Here is a 14,919-nt window from a genome sequence, read left to right on the forward strand (position 1 = left end):
CCATGAAAACGCTGGAAACCCTGACCTTCGATAACCGTTTCGCCCGCCTGGGCGACGGTTTATCGACCCACGTGCTGCCCGAGCCCATCGACAACCCGCGGCTGGTGGTCGCCAGCCCGGCCGCCATGGCGTTGCTGGACCTGGCCCCGAACGAAGCCCAGGCCCCGCTGTTTGCCGAGATCTTTGGCGGCCACAAGCTGTGGGCTGAAACCGAGCCTCGGGCGATGGTGTATTCCGGGCATCAGTTCGGTCACTACAACCCACAATTGGGCGACGGTCGTGGATTGCTGCTGGGCGAGGTGTACAACGAGGCCGGCGAGCACTGGGACCTGCACCTCAAGGGTGCCGGCCAGACGCCGTTCTCACGGATGGGCGACGGGCGCGCGGTGCTGCGCTCCTCGATCCGCGAATTCCTCGCCTCCGAAGCCCTGCACGCCCTGTGCATCCCCACCACCCGGGCCTTGTGCGTGATCGGCTCGGACACCCCGGTGTGGCGTGAAAAGCAGGAACGCGCCGCCATGGTCCTGCGCCTGGCCCCCAGCCATGTGCGCTTCGGGCATTTCGAATACTTCTACTACACCAAGAAACCCGAACTGCATGCAGCCCTGGCCGAGCACGTGTTGAACCTGCATTTTGCCGAGTGCCGCGAGCAGCCGGAGCCGTACCTGGCGATGTTTCGCGAAATCGTCGAGCGCAACGCCGAGCTGATTGCCAAATGGCAGGCCTACGGGTTCTGCCACGGCGTGATGAACACCGACAACATGTCGATCCTGGGCATCACCTTCGACTTCGGGCCGTTCGCCTTCCTCGACGACTTCGATGCCAACTTCATCTGCAACCACTCTGATGACCAAGGCCGTTACTCGTTCAGCAACCAGGTGCCCATCGGCCAATGGAACCTCAGCGCCCTGGCCCAGGCCTTGACGCCGTTCATCAGCGTCGAAGCCCTGCGTGAGACCCTCGGCTTGTACTTGCCGCTGTACCAGGCCCACTACCTGGACCTGATGCGCCGCCGCCTCGGCCTGACCCGCGCCGAAGAAGACGACCAGAAACTGCTGGAGCGCTTGCTGCAATTGATGCAGAACAGCGGCGTCGACTACAGCCTGTTCTTCCGGCGACTGGGCGACCAAGCCCCCGAGCAGGCCGTCGCGACCCTGCGCGATGACTTCGTCGACCTGAAGGGCTTCGATGCCTGGGGCCAACTGTATGTTGCCCGCGTCAACCGCGAAGGCCCCGTCGATCAAGACCAACGCCGCGCACGCATGCACGCCGTCAACCCGCTGTACGTGCTACGCAACTACCTGGCGCAAAAAGCCATCGACGCCGCCGAATCAGGCGACTACGACGAAGTCCGCCGCCTGCATACCGTGCTGAGCAAGCCGTTCGAAGAGCAACCGGGCATGGACAGCTACGCGCAACGTCCGCCGGAGTGGGGCAAGCACCTGGAGATCAGTTGTTCGTCGTAACGCGGCGCCACGACTGAAATCACCTTCCCGCCCAACACATAACTGTTTGGGAGCAGGGTTAACCCTGTGGCGAGGGAGCTTGCTCCCGCTGGGCGGCGCAGCCGCCCCAAGAAGGACTGACGCGGTCTTCCAGGCAGACCGCGTCAACCGGTTTTACGACGGCTACGCCGCCGAGCGGGAGCAAGCTCCCTCGCCACAAAAGCAGGTCGGTATTTCACTGCGCTACACCGATCCATCAAATGAAGGTTTCCACCGATACACCGAAGCGCTCGGCCAACCAGCGGATCTGCCTCAAATTGAGCTGACGCTTACCGCTCAAAACTTCCGATACCACCGACTGAGTACCAACGCCCGGCAAGTCGCTCTGGCTCATGCCATGTTCACGGAATGTGGCAAGCACCCGGAGATCAGTTGCTCGTCGTAACCCAGCCCCTCGGCTGAAATCACCTTCCCGCCCAACACATAACTGTTTGGGAGCAGGGTTAACCCTGTGGCGAGGGAGCTTGCTCCCGCTGGGCGGCGCAGCCGCCCCAAGAAGGACTGACGCGGTCTTCCAGGCAGACCGCGTCAACCGGTTTTACGACGGCTACGCCGCCGAGCGGGAGCAAGCTCCCTCGCCACAAAAGCAGGTCGGTATTTCACTGCGCTACACCGATCCATCAAATGAAGGTTTCCACCGATACACCGAAGCGCTCGGCCAGCCAGCGGATCTGCCTCAAATTGAGCTGACGCTTACCGCTCAAAACTTCCGATACCACCGACTGAGTACCAACGCCCGGCAAGTCGCTCTGGCTCATGCCATGTTCACGGAATGTGGCAAGCACCCGGAGATCAGTTGCTCGTCGTAACCCAGCCCCTCGGCTGAAATCACCTTCTCGCCCAACACATAACTGTTTGGGAGCAGGGTTAACCCTGTGGCGAGGGAGCTTGCTCCCGCTGGGCGGCGCAGCCGCCCCAAGAAGGACTGACGCGGTCTTCCAGGCAGACCGCGTCAACCGGTTTTACGACGGCTACGCCGCCGAGCGGGAGCAAGCTCCCTCGCCACAAAAGCAGGTCGGTATTTCGCAGCGCTACACCGAACCATCAAATGAAGGTTTCCACCGATACACCGAAGCGCCCGGCCAACCAGCGGATCTGCCTCAAATTGAGCTGACGCTTACCGCTCAATACCTCCGATACCACCGACTGGGTACCAACGCCTGGCAAGTCGCTCTGGCTCATGCCATGTTCACGCATCAGGTAACGAAGCGCCTCGACGCCGCTCGCCTTGGGTATTGGCCGGTGCTGCTGGTCCCATGCCTCGATCCATTCGCCGATAATATCCACCAGGCTCATGAGAGGATGGGTTTCGTCTTCGCCCACCAACGCCAACAGCTCATCAAGAGCACTCGCCAAGCGGTCATAATCCTCTTCGCTCCTGGGTTTTCGCAGCAGGGGCGACACAAATTCCCAATGGGCAGCGACTTGTTCAATCAGTGCACTCATCCCTTTTCCTCCTTTTTGCTGTGGAGGATTTAAACATAGATTGCAACTATCGCAAATTGCGATAGTAACAGCCAGACTAAGGGTTGCCTGACTGCGTTTTAGCCTAGCCAGCCAACCCTTAAGGCTTCGGTAAGAAATGTGAACGGATGTGAGCCCAGCTCACCCCACCTTATCGTTCCCCTGCTCGGGCGTCTCGATGCCCGGCTCGGCTTCGGCATTGTCCTTGTCAGTGGGTTTTGCCGGTGGTTTTTCCTCGGGATAGCCGGGCATGCCGCGGGCGTCTTCGGGGGTCAGTTCATCCCGTTCATGACGGCGGTCGGTGGCGTAGGCCGGGGCGGCGTTGGGGTCTTCGTCGCGGCCAGCGGTGCCGAGGACGAAGCCGTCGTCATTGGGGTTGTCCACGGCCTGTGGGGTGTCTGGGTCTTGAGGATTGCTCATGGGACCTCCGGGTTGCGAACAGGTACGTTGTGGTTTTTTTGAGGGCCTGGCGTGCGTTGAGTGCAACGCACCTGATGAATGGCAGCCTGGCTAGCCGCCCTTCACCGCAGGCAAAAAACCAACGGGGCCGGCCCTACGCCATGTCGCTGTGACTGAATTCCTCAGCCAGAAAATCGATCAGCGTACGCACCGACGGCAGCAACCCGCGTCGTGAGGCAAAGATCGCGTGGACGATCCCGCACTTGGGCGTCCAGCCCGGCACCAGTTCCACCAGCCGGCCAGCCGCGATGTCTTCACGCACCACCACGGTGGGCAGGTGAGCGATGCCGATGCCGGCCAACACGGCGTGACGCAGGGCCAGCAGGTCGTCGGTGACCATGCGCGGTTCATGGCGGATCAATGCGCGGGTGCCGTCCGGGCCGAACAATTCCCACTGATATTCCCGTTGCGCCCCGCCCCAATGCACGCTCGGCAGGCCGTTGAGGTCCGCCGGCGAAGCGGGTGAAGATAAGCGCTCAAGGTAAGCCGGGCTGCCCACCAGGCATTGGGTGCTATTGCTCAGCACCTTCATGACCATGTCGGTGTTTTCCAGCGGCGGAAAGCGCACCCGCAAGGCGATATCGAACCCTTCATGAATCAGGTCGACCCGGCGGTTGGTGCTCTCGATGAACAACTCCACTCGCGGGTACTTGAGCATGTAGCGGGTCAGCATCGGCCCGACCCAACTATTGAGCAGCGCCGTCGGGCAACTGATGCGCACCAGCCCCTGGGGTTCGGAACGGTTGCGCTCGATCACCTCCGCCGCGCTCTCGGCCTCGACCCGCATCGCCAGGCAGCGCTGGTAATAGGCCTGGCCGATCTCCGTCAACGTGCAATGGCGGCTGGTGCGATGGAGCAAGCGTACCCCGAGTCGCTCTTCCAGTTGGGCGATACGCCGGCTGAGCTTCGACTTGGGCATGTCCAACGCCCGTCCCGCGGCGGCGAAGCCACGGTGTTCCACGACCTGGGTGAAGTAGTACAGCGTGTTGAGGTCTTCGATGATCGTTCTCCAAATAGAACGCTAAGGCGGATTTTTGCAGTCTAGCGCATCAAAGGTGCCAGTTTTAATCTACACCCATCGAAACGCAACACGGATTGAAGCCGGGGCGCTTCGACCGGATGAGCCACCGATCAATCGCTGCACCGATATTGAAAACCTTAACCACGCCGACACCTTCGGCAAACAAAACTTAATGAGGACTACGCCATGACCACTTCCTACAACCGCCTCGACAAAGATAACGCCGCCGTTCTGCTGGTCGATCACCAAGCCGGCCTGCTGTCTCTGGTACGCGATATCGACCCGGACCGCTTCAAGAACAACGTGCTGGCCCTGGCCGACCTGGCGAAGTACTTCCAACTGCCGACCATCCTCACCACCAGCTTCGAAACCGGCCCCAACGGCCCGTTGATGCCCGAGCTCAAGACCCTGTTCCCGGATGCGCCGTACATCGCCCGTCCTGGCCAGATCAACGCCTGGGACAACGAAGATTTCGTCAAGGCGATCAAGGCCACCGGCAAGAAGCAACTGATCATCGCCGGTGTGGTCACCGAAGTCTGCGTAGCCTTCCCGGCACTGTCGGCCCTGGCCGAAGGTTTCGAAGTGTTCGTGATCACCGATGCGTCCGGCACGTTCAACGAGCTGACCCGTCAATCGGCCTGGGACCGCATGTCGTCCTCGGGTGCGCAACTGATGACCTGGTTCGGCCTGGCCTGTGAACTGCACCGCGACTGGCGCAACGACGTGGAAGGGCTGGCGACCTTGTTCTCCAACCACATCCCGGACTACCGCAACCTGATGACCAGCTACAACACGCTGACCAGCGCAAAATAACCCGCGACGCAGCCCCCCCTGTGGGAGCGAGCTTGCTCGCTCCCACAGGGGTTTTTGTGGTGGTTTCTATATAGTGTTCAATCTGTGCCCATGATTTTCTGGAGACCGACCTGATGCTGATCCCCTGCCCCCATTGCAACGGGCTCAATCGCATACCCGCCGAACGCCTGGGCGACCAACCCAAATGCGGGCGCTGCAAAGCCCAGGTGTTATTGAACAAACCGTTCGAACTCAAGCAAGGCGACTACACCAGCCAGATCAAAGGCGACCTGCCATTGCTGGTGGATGTATGGGCCGATTGGTGTGGGCCGTGCAAGTCCTTCGCCCCGGTGTTCGAACAGGCCGCCGCGCAACTGACGGGCAAATGCCGCTTGGCCAAGCTCGACAGCGAGGCCAATCAGCAGTTATCGGCACAGTTGGGGATCCGCTCGATTCCCAGCCTGATTCTGTTCAAGGATGGCCGGGAAGTGGCACGTCAGAGCGGTGCGTTTCCGTTGCCGCAATTGATGAGCTGGTTGCGCAGCCAGGGGATTTGATGTTCATCGGCCTTTGTTGGCCGCACGCAGAAAATCCCCCCAACGCCGCACCAGGTAGTTGTGCTCGTCCATCACCGAGTTCCACACGGCGATATGGCCCATGCGTTGCTCATACGAACCGCCGTCGCGCATTTCGCCGATGTCGATCAAGGGTTCGCCATCGCTGCCTGGCAACACTTCACGGGCCGGTTTGCCGGCGTACCAATAGTCCCATTCGGCATCGCTCAAATGATCGCGGCTGCGGGGTGGGTTGCTGATGTAATAACCCTGGCGCGCCATGACCGCGCCAGGCCATCCCGAGAGCCACCAATTAAGGAACGCATAGGCAGCATCCAGCACCGCTCCCCGGGCATGGCGTGACACGGATAGCCCGCCGAACCAGGCGCGATAGCCTTCACGGGGCACGGCGAGGCGGTACTTGATCCCGGCCCGATGCAGGCGCATGAGGGTCGGTGACCAGAGGCTCTCGATGTCGATGGTCGGGCTGAGCATCAGTTGCGCCGCCTGTTCGTCATCTGACCAGAACGCCGCGAAATGGCCTTCGCGCTGTTTGCGCACCAATACGTCGGCCAGGCTGTCGATCTCTTCGATGCTGAGATTGCCGATGTCCTTGAACGACGCCAACCCCATGCCCTGTATCGCCAGCGCCGCATCGATGGCGCCAATTGCCGCGTCGCTTTGCAGCGCGGTGCGCCCGCTCCAGGCCGGATCGAGCAGCCAGCCCCAACTTTCGTTGTCACGGGAAAAACCCGCCGGCAAGCGTTCCGGGCGGTAGGCAAAACTGTCGGCGTTGTGGGTCAACGGCAACATGCTGATGTAGTCGCTGACGGTGCTGCCCAGGCTGCCGTCGTGTTGCACGTACAGGCGCTCATTGGGCACGCTGCCGCTGACCGGGCGATCCGCGGCGGACAACCGGCCGCGCTTGGGCAGGTCATTGATCTCGTGCCACAGCGCGATGCGCCGTGTGTCGATGGGCTGGATCGCGCGTGCTGGCCAGACGAAATCAACGTTGTGAAACCACTGGTCGTAAAGGTCGTAGCTGTCCGGTTGCATCACCGCAATGCGCTGGGCCTGCTCGACACTGTGGACCTGATAGACCAGGCGAATGCCAAGGTCCTGTTCGGCGCGAACCCGCAGGGATTCGAGGAGCGTGACGGAGGTGCCAAGCACCCGCAACGTGATGGGCGTGCCGCGGGTCATCAGGCGCTCACCTCAACCGCCGGTGCGAAGCAACGGGCGAAGACATCGAACGAATGCCGCAACCGCTCCGGATCCAGGCCCCTGACGATAAATACCAACCGCGATTGGCGTTCGGCACAGGGCCAGTGGGGCAAGTGTACCGGTGCGTGCAGGCAATGCTGCACGCCATGGATGACGACTGGGGCCTGGAGGCTGTTCACGTTGAGCAATCCCTTGACGCGAAGAATGCGTTCGCCGTGGCATCTTAGCAGCATCGACAACCAGACTCCGAAGCCGATCCAGTCCAGCGGCTGATCGAAGGTCAGGCAGCAAACCTGTGCCTGGCCATGCTGCGTGACCTGGCCCTGCGGACGATGCAATTGCCAACGGGCCACCTCGACTTCAGGCGTGGCGCCACGCAGACCTTCGCCCAACAATAATTGATCGCCACTGAGCACGTCGTGAGTGTCGAGCAGCGGCGCCCCCGGGTTCAGCGCTTGCAGCCGTTGACGCAACGCGCTGACAACCGGCGCAGCGACCTGATCAGTCTTGCTCAGCAGCAGGCGATCCGCGGCGGCCACCTGGGCCAGCCACTCCGGGTGAATACGCGCCTGCAACTCGGCGTGACAGGCGTCTACCAGCGTCACCACCAAGCCAATGTGGAAGCGCCCGCGCAACTGCACGTCGTTGTTGAGTGTCGCCAGGATCGGCGCCGGATCGGCCAGCCCGGTCGTCTCCAGAATCACCCGTCGAAAAGCCGGGATCTCTCCTCGGTCACGCCGTGCCAGCAGATCGAGCAACGCGTCTTTCAACTCGCCGCGGATGGAACAGCAGACGCATCCGCTGGGCAACAACACGGTGTCCGGCGCCACTTCCTGGACCAACAAGTGATCGATGCCGATGTCGCCGAACTCATTGATCAGCAGCGCTGTGTCACCGAGGCTTTCGTCTTGCAGCAGACGGTTGAGCAAGGTGGTCTTGCCGCTGCCGAGAAACCCGGTCATGACGTTCAAGGCGATGCTCATGAGCCCTGCTCCAAAGACTGGAGCAGGGCCGGATCGAGAGGGTCCGCCGCGCGGCCCGACATCGACTCGGCCAGGCTCCACAGCTGGTCGAGCCCACTGGCCAGTTCCTGCCGCCCGGTGGCGCCCAGCAGCAGATAGGCCGTGCCCTGGAAATCCTCGACCTTGAGCCGTAACGGCGCCAACACACGGTTAATCGCCGAAATCCGCCGCAACCGCTCACGACGCCGGGGCAGTTCATCACCCAGCGGATCACTCCAGTGGACGTCCTCGCCCAATAGACCGCACAAGCCACACATGCTTCAGCACTCCTTCATGGCATGACGTCGCCAGCGTTCGGTCCCAGGGTTTGCCCCACGAACAGGTTGCCCCCTGGGTCACTGGCCAGCAGGACGGCGGTGGGCGCCACTTCCGTGGCCAAGCCGAAGCGTCGCAAAGGCAGTTCGGCGGACTTGGCCTGTTTCCAGCTTTCGCTGATGCCGGCCACCAGCGGTGTTTCGATCGGCCCAGGGGCGATGGCATTGACCAACACGTTGTCGGCCGCCACTTCCAGGGCCAGTGACTTGGTAAAACCGATCACACCGGCCTTGGCCGCCGCGTAGTGGCTGAGCTCGGCCCCGCCTTTGATGCCCAATTGCGAGGCGATGTTGATGATCCGCCCCCAGCGCTGCGCCAGCATATGTGGCAAGGCTCGCTGGCTGGCGATGAACACGCTGGTCAAGTCGACCCGGAGCATGTCGTTCCACATCTCGATACTCAACTCGGTGCAGCGCGCCTGGGTCAGCATGCCGGCGTTGTTGACCAGGATATCGATACCGCCAAAGTGCTCGACGCACGCATCGACCCCAGCCTGGGCCCCTTCGAGCGTGCCGACATCGGCCACGCACTCGTGCACCTCGACCGCCAACGCGCGACAGTCATTTGCGGTGGCGGTCAAGCGTTCTGCATCACGATCGGCCAGTACCAGGCGCGCGCCTTGCTCGGCATAGGCTCGCGCGATAGCGGCACCGATGCCGCTGCCGGCGCCGGTGATCACGGCGCGGCGGTTGAACAGTTGCTGCATGGGAGAACCCTCCAGATCCAGGACAAACATGGATTACCATCCATGGAAAACAAAACCCGTGACGCCCTCTTCAATCCGGCCAACGCACGGTCAGGCCGCCATCAATGATGATGCTTTGGCCCGTCAGGTAGCTGGACTCATCGCCGGTCAGGAACCGCACCAGCGACGCCACCTCATCGGCCCGGCCGACTCGCCCCAGCGGAATCGCCCGGGCCGCCTTGGCCAGGCCTTCGGGCCCGAGGGAATTTTGACTGTCCAAGGACTGCGGCGTCTCGATCAGGCCCGGGATCACCGCATTGCAGCGAATGCCCTGCCCGGCCAACTCCACCGCCAGCGAACGGCATAGGCCCGGCACACCGGCCTTGGCCGCGGCGTAGTGGGCGTGGTCCTGCCAGCCATATACGCCGCCGGCGATCGAAGAAATCGCCACCAACGCACCGCCCTCGGTCATGTAGCGAACGCTGGCGCGGAAGGTGCGCATCACCCCGGTCAGATCGACATCGAGCATGGCGTTCCAGGCCTCGTCGCTCATTTCCAACAGGGGCGCGCGGCGCAGCAGGCCGGCGTTGGCCACCGCGTAATCAAGACGCCCGAAGGTGCTGAACGCCTGCTCGGCCAGGTTATCCACCGAGCGAGTGTCGGTGACGTCCAGTGGCAGCATCAGGCATTCGCCACCCAACGCCTCGATCTGTCGGCGGGTGTCTTGTGGGTCGTGAGGGTCCGCTGGCAAGTAGCCTGCGGCCACGGCCACACCGTGGCGGGCATACGCCACGGCAAGGGCCTGGCCGATGCCGCTGGCGGCACCGGTAATCAATGCAACTCTTCGGGTCATGGGGGGCCTCCTTACTTCACGGTTTCCGGACGGACATGGCGCGCCGCGAACATCAACGCACCGGAGAGGAAACAAGGCAGCGCGCCGAAGTACAGCGCCGAGGTCTGCCAGTTGCCGCCCGCCGCCAGCACCTGGGTGGCACCGAACCCCGCCACTACCGCGCCGATCGGCCCCATGGCATGGATAATCGCGCCGCCCGTGGCGCGGATACTGGTGGGGAAACTCTCGCCGATGAAGAACAGCGCCGCCGAATAGGGCCCGATCAGGAAGAACAGGCCCAGGCTGTAGAGACCGACCACCATCGGCAGGTTGCTCGGACCGTAGAGCATGCCGGCAAACGACAGCCCGCCCAGCATCCAGCCCAACGCGATGACATTGCGCCGGCCGATCTTGTCGCCCATCCAGCCATGGCTCAGGTAACCGCAGTAGCCCACCAGGTTGGAGAGCACCAGGATGATCAACGAGTTTTCGAAGGAGATATGGTGCACGCTGACGATCACCGTCGTGCCGAGCACGCTGAACACCTGGATCGCCGCCCAGTTGAGCAGGATCGCCGCGCCGATCACCAGTGTCGCGCGCCGCGACGTGCCGCGAAAGGCCGACGCGAGGCCGGCCTTGCTGTGTTCCTCATAGTCGACGCCATAGGTGGACGCCACTGCCTGGGCATCGGCGACCGCGCCGCTTTTGCGCAACTGGCCGATACGCTGGTGGATCTGGAACTGCGGGCTTTCCTTGAGCTTGCGCGCCATGATCGCAATGACGATGGCCGGGATCGCCGCAAAGATAAAACAGCCCTGCCAGCCGATGGTCGGCAGCAACACGGCGGTCAATCCGGCGGCGATCAGCGCGCCCACCGGCCAGCCACCCTGCACCAGGCTGTAGATGAAGCCACGTCGCTTGGCCAGCCTCGGGTCATCGGAGGCGGCGTAGAGCTCGCTCAGATAGGTGGCATTGACGGTTTCTTCCGCGTAACCCAACCCGCCGAGAGAACGGATCAGGATCAACGGGGACTTGCCCCAGGCACCGCCGATGGCCGTCAGCGCCGAACAGATCGCCGCGCCGCTGACGGTGAAGATGATCCCCATGCGCCGGCCCAAGCGGTCCACCAGCGGGCCGATGGCCAACGCCACCACCGCCGTGCCGACCGCTACCCAGGTGGCGATTTCGGCTTGCTCGACTTCGCTCCAATTGAAGTGCCGGCCGATTTCCGGCAACAACGTGCCGAACAGAATGAAGTCGTAGACCGCAAACACCCAGGCAAAAAAAGCGATCCAGGTGGCGAAGCGCACCTGGGCCGGAGTCAATTGCTCGGGTTTCCAACCAGTCAGGTCGAGTTTGTTGTAGATGGACATGAGAACACGCCTCGATTAAATGCCGGCTCAGCGGCTGCGGGGGTTGCGACGAATGAAGTCATTGGCAATTTCATCGAACGTGACGAAGCGCACGCCGGCATGGCCCTGGATGTGTTCGATCAGGCGCTCAAGCATCAGCAGCACCTGGGGACGCCCGGAGACGTCGGGGTGGATGGTCATGGTGAACACGGCATGCTCGTGTTCGCGATAGACCCAGTCGAACTGATCGCGCCACATCTCCTCAAGGTGCCGTGGGTTGACGAAACCGTGGCTGTTGGGCGATTTCTTGATGAACATCATTGGCGGCAAATCATCGAGGTACCAATTCGCCGGAATCTCCACCAGATCGGTTTCCTGACCACGCACCAACGGTTTCATCCAGGTGTCCGGGTGCTGGCTGTAGTCGATCTTGGTCCAGCTGTCGCCGACGCGAACATAGTAGGGGTGGAAGTCGTTGTGCATCAGGCTGTGGTCGTACTTGATGCCTTTCTTGAGCAGCAGCTCGTTGGTCACTTTGCTGAATTCCCACCAGGGCGCGACATAGCCGGTAGGCCGCTTGCCGGTCACCTGGGTAATCAACTCGATGGATTTATCAAGCACCGCTTCTTCCTGTTGCGGGGTCATCGCGATGGGGTTTTCGTGGCTATAGCCGTGCACGCCGATCTCGTGGCCCGCATCCGCCACGGCTTTCATCTGCTCGGGAAAGGTCTCCAGGGAATGCCCGGGCACAAACCAGGTGGTACGCAGGCCGTAGCGCTCGAACAATTTGAGCAGCCGCGGCGAGCCGATTTCACCGGCAAACAGGCCGCGGGAAATATCGTCGGGCGAATCTTCACCGCCGTAGGAGCCGAGCCAGCCCGCCACGGCGTCTACATCGACCCCAAATGCACAAAGAATATCTTTAGCCATGATCGGCCTCCGGTTGTGGTGGTGGTTTAAACATCAATCAGGAATTGGCCAGCGTCGCCTCGACCGAGCGCGCGACTCGCAGGAGCCGCGCATCCTCGCCTTGGGGCACGCTGAGCAGCAGGCCTGTGGGCAGCCCCTGGCTGTCACGGCCGCTGGGAAGGTTGACGCTGGGCATGTCGAGCAAACTGCCGGGCATCGTCAGCCTCAGGGTGGCGAGATTGGTGCGGACAAACAGTTCGTCATCGGCTTCCAAAGGCGCCAGCGGCGGGGCGACGTGGGCCACAGTCGGCGTGATCAGCACCGCGCCGTCGAGTTCTTCGACGAGCTGTCGCTGCAAGGCCGAGCGGGCGTCGTAGAGTTTGAGCACCTGGCTGGCGGTCATCGGCCGCGCCGCTTCGAGCCGTCGGCGTACCCGCGGGTCGAGTCGTTCGGCATCGGCGCTGTCGAGCAAGGCCTCATGCAAGGCGAACGCCTCGGCGGCCCCCAGCCAGCCGTGGTCGCGGATCAGCGCAAGGCTGGCCTGGAAAGCCGGCAATGGCCGAATCTCCACCAGCGCCCCAGCGGTGCGCAGCGCCTGGACACCGGCCAGCACATTGGCCCGCACCGCGGCCTCGACACTGGCATCCTCCAGCACCGCTTGCTCGACCCAGAAACGCTGCCCGGCCAGGCTGCGCACCGGTGGCGCTTGTCGTGGGTCGCGCCCCTGAAGCAGTTCGTCGATCATCCAGGCGTCACGCACGCTGCGAGTCAACGGGCCGATGCTGTCGATGCTGTGGGCCAGGGGAAATACCCCGTCACGACTGTGACGACGGGAACTGGCGCGAAACCCCACCAGAGCGTTGAAAGCCGCCGGGACGCGGATCGAACCGGCGGTATCGGTGCCCATGGCGATCGGCACGATGCCCGCCGCGACCGCTACCGCCGAACCGCTGGAGGAGCCGCCGGGGATCCGCGGTTGTGCATCGCTGAACGGGTTGACCGGCGTGCCGAAGTGCGGGTTGAGGCCGAGCCCTGAATAGGCGAACTCGCTGAGGTTGGTCTTGCCCAGGCAGACCATACCGGCCCGGCTGAGCAGGCTGACACTGGCGGCGTCCAACAGCGCGGGCGGTGCATCCCGACGCACCGCCGCTGCCGCGGTGGTGACACTGCCGGCCACGTCGAACAAGTCCTTCCAAGCCAGCGGCACGCCGTCGAAGCCACTCAACGGTTGCCCGGCACGCCAGCGCGCCGCCGAGGCCTGCGCTTCGCGCCGAGCTCGGGCTTCGGTCAGCGACACGAACACGTGCTCAGCACGCGAGGCTTGCTCCAGCGCTTGCTCCAGCACTTGGACCGGGTCGGTACGCCCCGAGGCGAAAGCTTCGGCGAGCGCAATGGCATCCGGCGAGGAAAATGCATTCATGGGCAACGGCATCCGATAAAACGTATCAATTATTAAAATGTACATTTATGCGGAGCAGATTCCGTGCCAGCTACGCTTGAGCCGGAGATACTCATTGAGTTCCCAGGCTCACCAATGGGCCAAGATAACCGGGTTAGAGCCGCGTCCATGTCTTGGACGACCACGCCCCTGGTCAAAACCGAAATGGAATGCTTATCTAATGTATGTTTTAAGAAAAGATACATTTAGGTGCACAAAAGTAACGCTTTGATGGAGCGGGCCCCACGAAAGGGCGCGCCAATGTGACCCTCAGTGACACAGGACACTGTGAGAGAATCCCGCCATCACCGTCACGCCCAGAGGAATCGATGAAAGCAGCGCCAGCCCAAGACCCGCGCACCGCATCGCGCTACGCGATGATTCATCAAGTATTGCGTGACGCAATCACCGAGGGCACCGCGCTGCAAGGCTTGGTATTACTGGAAGCACCGCTGGCCGAGCTGTTCGGCACCAGCCGTGTGCCGGTGCGCAAGGCGCTGGATCTGTTGCATGAAGAGCGATTGATCAGTCGTTTTGACGGGCGTGGGTACTTGATCAATCCCCTGGGCCTGGATATCGAGCCGCTGCGCCTGCCCTTGAGCCATGTTCACCTGGGCCTGGCGAGCGGCGAAGAACTGGTGGACACGCGGCCATTGGGCGAGCGGATTCACGAGGAAATCGGCAGCGCGCTGCTGACCTGCATTACCTTCGGCCACTACCGCCTCGATGAACAAGCCGCCGCCGAGCATTACGGCGTGAGCCGGGCCGTGGTGCGAGAAGCCTTGATGCGCCTGAGGGATCGGGGCTTGCTGGAAAAAGAACCCTATTCCCAATGGCTGGCCGGCCCGCTCACCGCCCGTGAAGTCACCGAAGATTATGAATTGCGCGCCTGCCTGGAGCCCGAGGCACTGCGTCAGAGCGCGCCAGGGCTGGGCCGCGAGCAATTGCAAGCCATGCTGGAGCGGGTGACCCAGGCGCAACAGGCTGAGCATTGCCCGGAAGAGACGATCCAGCGCATCGAGGAAGACCTGCACCAACACTGCCTCAGCGGCCTGCAAAATCGCAAGATGGCCGCACTGATTCGCCAGGCCCAGAGCCCGATGATCATCAGCCGGATTTTTTCCCGGTTGCTGGGAATCGGCGCGGACCCCGCCATGCTGGCCGAGCACCGCCTGATCCTGGAGCTGCTGTTACACGGCGCCTTCGACGCCGCCGCGCTGAACCTCAAGGAGCATTTGCAACGCGCCCGGCAACGCATGTTGCAGCGCCTCAAGGTGCTGTCTGTGGTGCCGGAGCAAGACTTGCCGCCCTACCTGAGCAAAATCAGCTGATCGCGAAGGGCCGCCC

General features: G+C 62.6%; 15 protein-coding genes and 2 pseudogenes. 4 read left to right on the top strand and 13 right to left on the bottom strand.

All coding sequences use genetic code 11. The annotated features are described in order from the left end of the window. Window positions 1-2: 2 nt before the first annotated feature. Window positions 3-1,466 (top strand): protein adenylyltransferase SelO, encoded by a 1,464-nt coding sequence (gene selO, locus TK06_RS18460; RefSeq protein WP_063323248.1) that lies wholly within the window; start codon window positions 3-5, stop codon window positions 1,464-1,466. Between the two features lie 235 nt (window positions 1,467-1,701). Here selO and TK06_RS31930 read toward each other — a convergent pair. From TK06_RS31930 to TK06_RS18485, 5 genes and pseudogenes are all read right to left on the bottom strand, one after another. After that, window positions 1,702-1,851: pseudogene (locus TK06_RS31930) on the bottom strand (helix-turn-helix domain-containing protein); the annotation flags it as partial. Between the two features lie 274 nt (window positions 1,852-2,125). Continuing rightward, window positions 2,126-2,275, bottom strand: a pseudogene (locus tag TK06_RS31935) (helix-turn-helix domain-containing protein); the annotation flags it as partial. Between the two features lie 274 nt (window positions 2,276-2,549). Continuing rightward, window positions 2,550-2,951: a helix-turn-helix domain-containing protein gene (locus TK06_RS18475; RefSeq protein ID WP_063323250.1), complete on the bottom strand. Its 402-nt coding sequence runs from the start codon at window positions 2,949-2,951 to the stop codon at window positions 2,550-2,552. Between the two features lie 159 nt (window positions 2,952-3,110). Continuing rightward, complete coding sequence (locus tag TK06_RS18480) at window positions 3,111-3,389, bottom strand: hypothetical protein (protein ID WP_063323251.1); 279 nt, start codon at window positions 3,387-3,389, stop codon at window positions 3,111-3,113. A gap of 133 nt (window positions 3,390-3,522) precedes the next feature. Further along, the gene (locus TK06_RS18485) at window positions 3,523-4,428 is read right to left on the bottom strand and encodes a LysR family transcriptional regulator (RefSeq protein ID WP_203417442.1); all 906 of its coding nucleotides are present in this window, start codon (window positions 4,426-4,428) and stop codon (window positions 3,523-3,525) included. A 207-nt stretch (window positions 4,429-4,635) separates the two neighbouring features. On the opposite strand from TK06_RS18485, the gene ycaC reads away from it, so the two are divergent. Both ycaC and trxC read left to right on the top strand, forming a co-directional pair. Beyond that, entirely contained in the window at window positions 4,636-5,262 is a 627-nt protein-coding gene (gene ycaC / locus TK06_RS18490) for an isochorismate family cysteine hydrolase YcaC (protein ID WP_063323253.1), read from the top strand. Between the two features lie 113 nt (window positions 5,263-5,375). Beyond that, window positions 5,376-5,798 (top strand): thioredoxin TrxC, encoded by a 423-nt coding sequence (trxC, locus tag TK06_RS18495; RefSeq protein ID WP_063323254.1) that lies wholly within the window; start codon window positions 5,376-5,378, stop codon window positions 5,796-5,798. 3 nt (window positions 5,799-5,801) lie between these two features. Here trxC and TK06_RS18500 read toward each other — a convergent pair whose 3' ends face one another. From TK06_RS18500 to TK06_RS18535, 8 genes are all read right to left on the bottom strand, one after another. After that, on the bottom strand, window positions 5,802-6,998 hold the full coding sequence (locus tag TK06_RS18500) for an ABC transporter substrate-binding protein (RefSeq protein ID WP_063323255.1): 1,197 nt from the start codon (window positions 6,996-6,998) through the stop codon (window positions 5,802-5,804). Further along, a complete protein-coding gene (locus TK06_RS18505; protein WP_063323256.1) occupies window positions 6,998-8,002 on the bottom strand; it encodes a CobW family GTP-binding protein in 1,005 nt (334 codons plus the stop codon). Before TK06_RS18505 ends, TK06_RS18500 begins: the two co-directional genes overlap by 1 nt. Beyond that, window positions 7,999-8,298 carry a hypothetical protein gene (locus tag TK06_RS18510; protein WP_063323257.1) on the bottom strand — a complete coding sequence of 100 codons (300 nt, stop codon included), beginning with the start codon at window positions 8,296-8,298 and terminating at the stop codon, window positions 7,999-8,001. The genes TK06_RS18505 and TK06_RS18510 overlap by 4 nt, the downstream gene beginning before the upstream one ends. A 14-nt stretch (window positions 8,299-8,312) precedes the next feature. Beyond that, the gene (locus tag TK06_RS18515; protein ID WP_063325177.1) at window positions 8,313-9,062 is read right to left on the bottom strand and encodes an SDR family NAD(P)-dependent oxidoreductase; all 750 of its coding nucleotides are present in this window, start codon (window positions 9,060-9,062) and stop codon (window positions 8,313-8,315) included. 70 nt (window positions 9,063-9,132) lie between these two features. Then, window positions 9,133-9,894 carry an SDR family NAD(P)-dependent oxidoreductase gene (locus TK06_RS18520; RefSeq protein WP_063323258.1) on the bottom strand — a complete coding sequence of 254 codons (762 nt, stop codon included), beginning with the start codon at window positions 9,892-9,894 and terminating at the stop codon, window positions 9,133-9,135. Window positions 9,895-9,905: 11 nt separating this feature from the next. Beyond that, window positions 9,906-11,246, bottom strand: coding sequence for an MFS transporter (locus TK06_RS18525; RefSeq protein WP_063323259.1), 1,341 nt, complete (start codon window positions 11,244-11,246; stop codon window positions 9,906-9,908). A gap of 27 nt (window positions 11,247-11,273) precedes the next feature. Then, on the bottom strand, window positions 11,274-12,155 hold the full coding sequence (locus tag TK06_RS18530) for a polysaccharide deacetylase family protein (RefSeq protein ID WP_063323260.1): 882 nt from the start codon (window positions 12,153-12,155) through the stop codon (window positions 11,274-11,276). 37 nt (window positions 12,156-12,192) lie between these two features. Next, the gene (locus TK06_RS18535) at window positions 12,193-13,554 is read right to left on the bottom strand and encodes an amidase (RefSeq protein ID WP_063325178.1); all 1,362 of its coding nucleotides are present in this window, start codon (window positions 13,552-13,554) and stop codon (window positions 12,193-12,195) included. A 347-nt stretch (window positions 13,555-13,901) separates the two neighbouring features. On the opposite strand from TK06_RS18535, the gene TK06_RS18540 reads away from it, so the two are divergent. Continuing rightward, window positions 13,902-14,903, top strand: a complete 1,002-nt coding sequence (locus TK06_RS18540) for a GntR family transcriptional regulator (protein ID WP_063323261.1) — start codon at window positions 13,902-13,904, stop codon at window positions 14,901-14,903. Window positions 14,904-14,919 lie beyond the last annotated feature (16 nt).

This window comes from Pseudomonas fluorescens (assembly GCF_001623525.1).
GTDB lineage: Bacteria > Pseudomonadota > Gammaproteobacteria > Pseudomonadales > Pseudomonadaceae > Aquipseudomonas > Aquipseudomonas fluorescens_Q.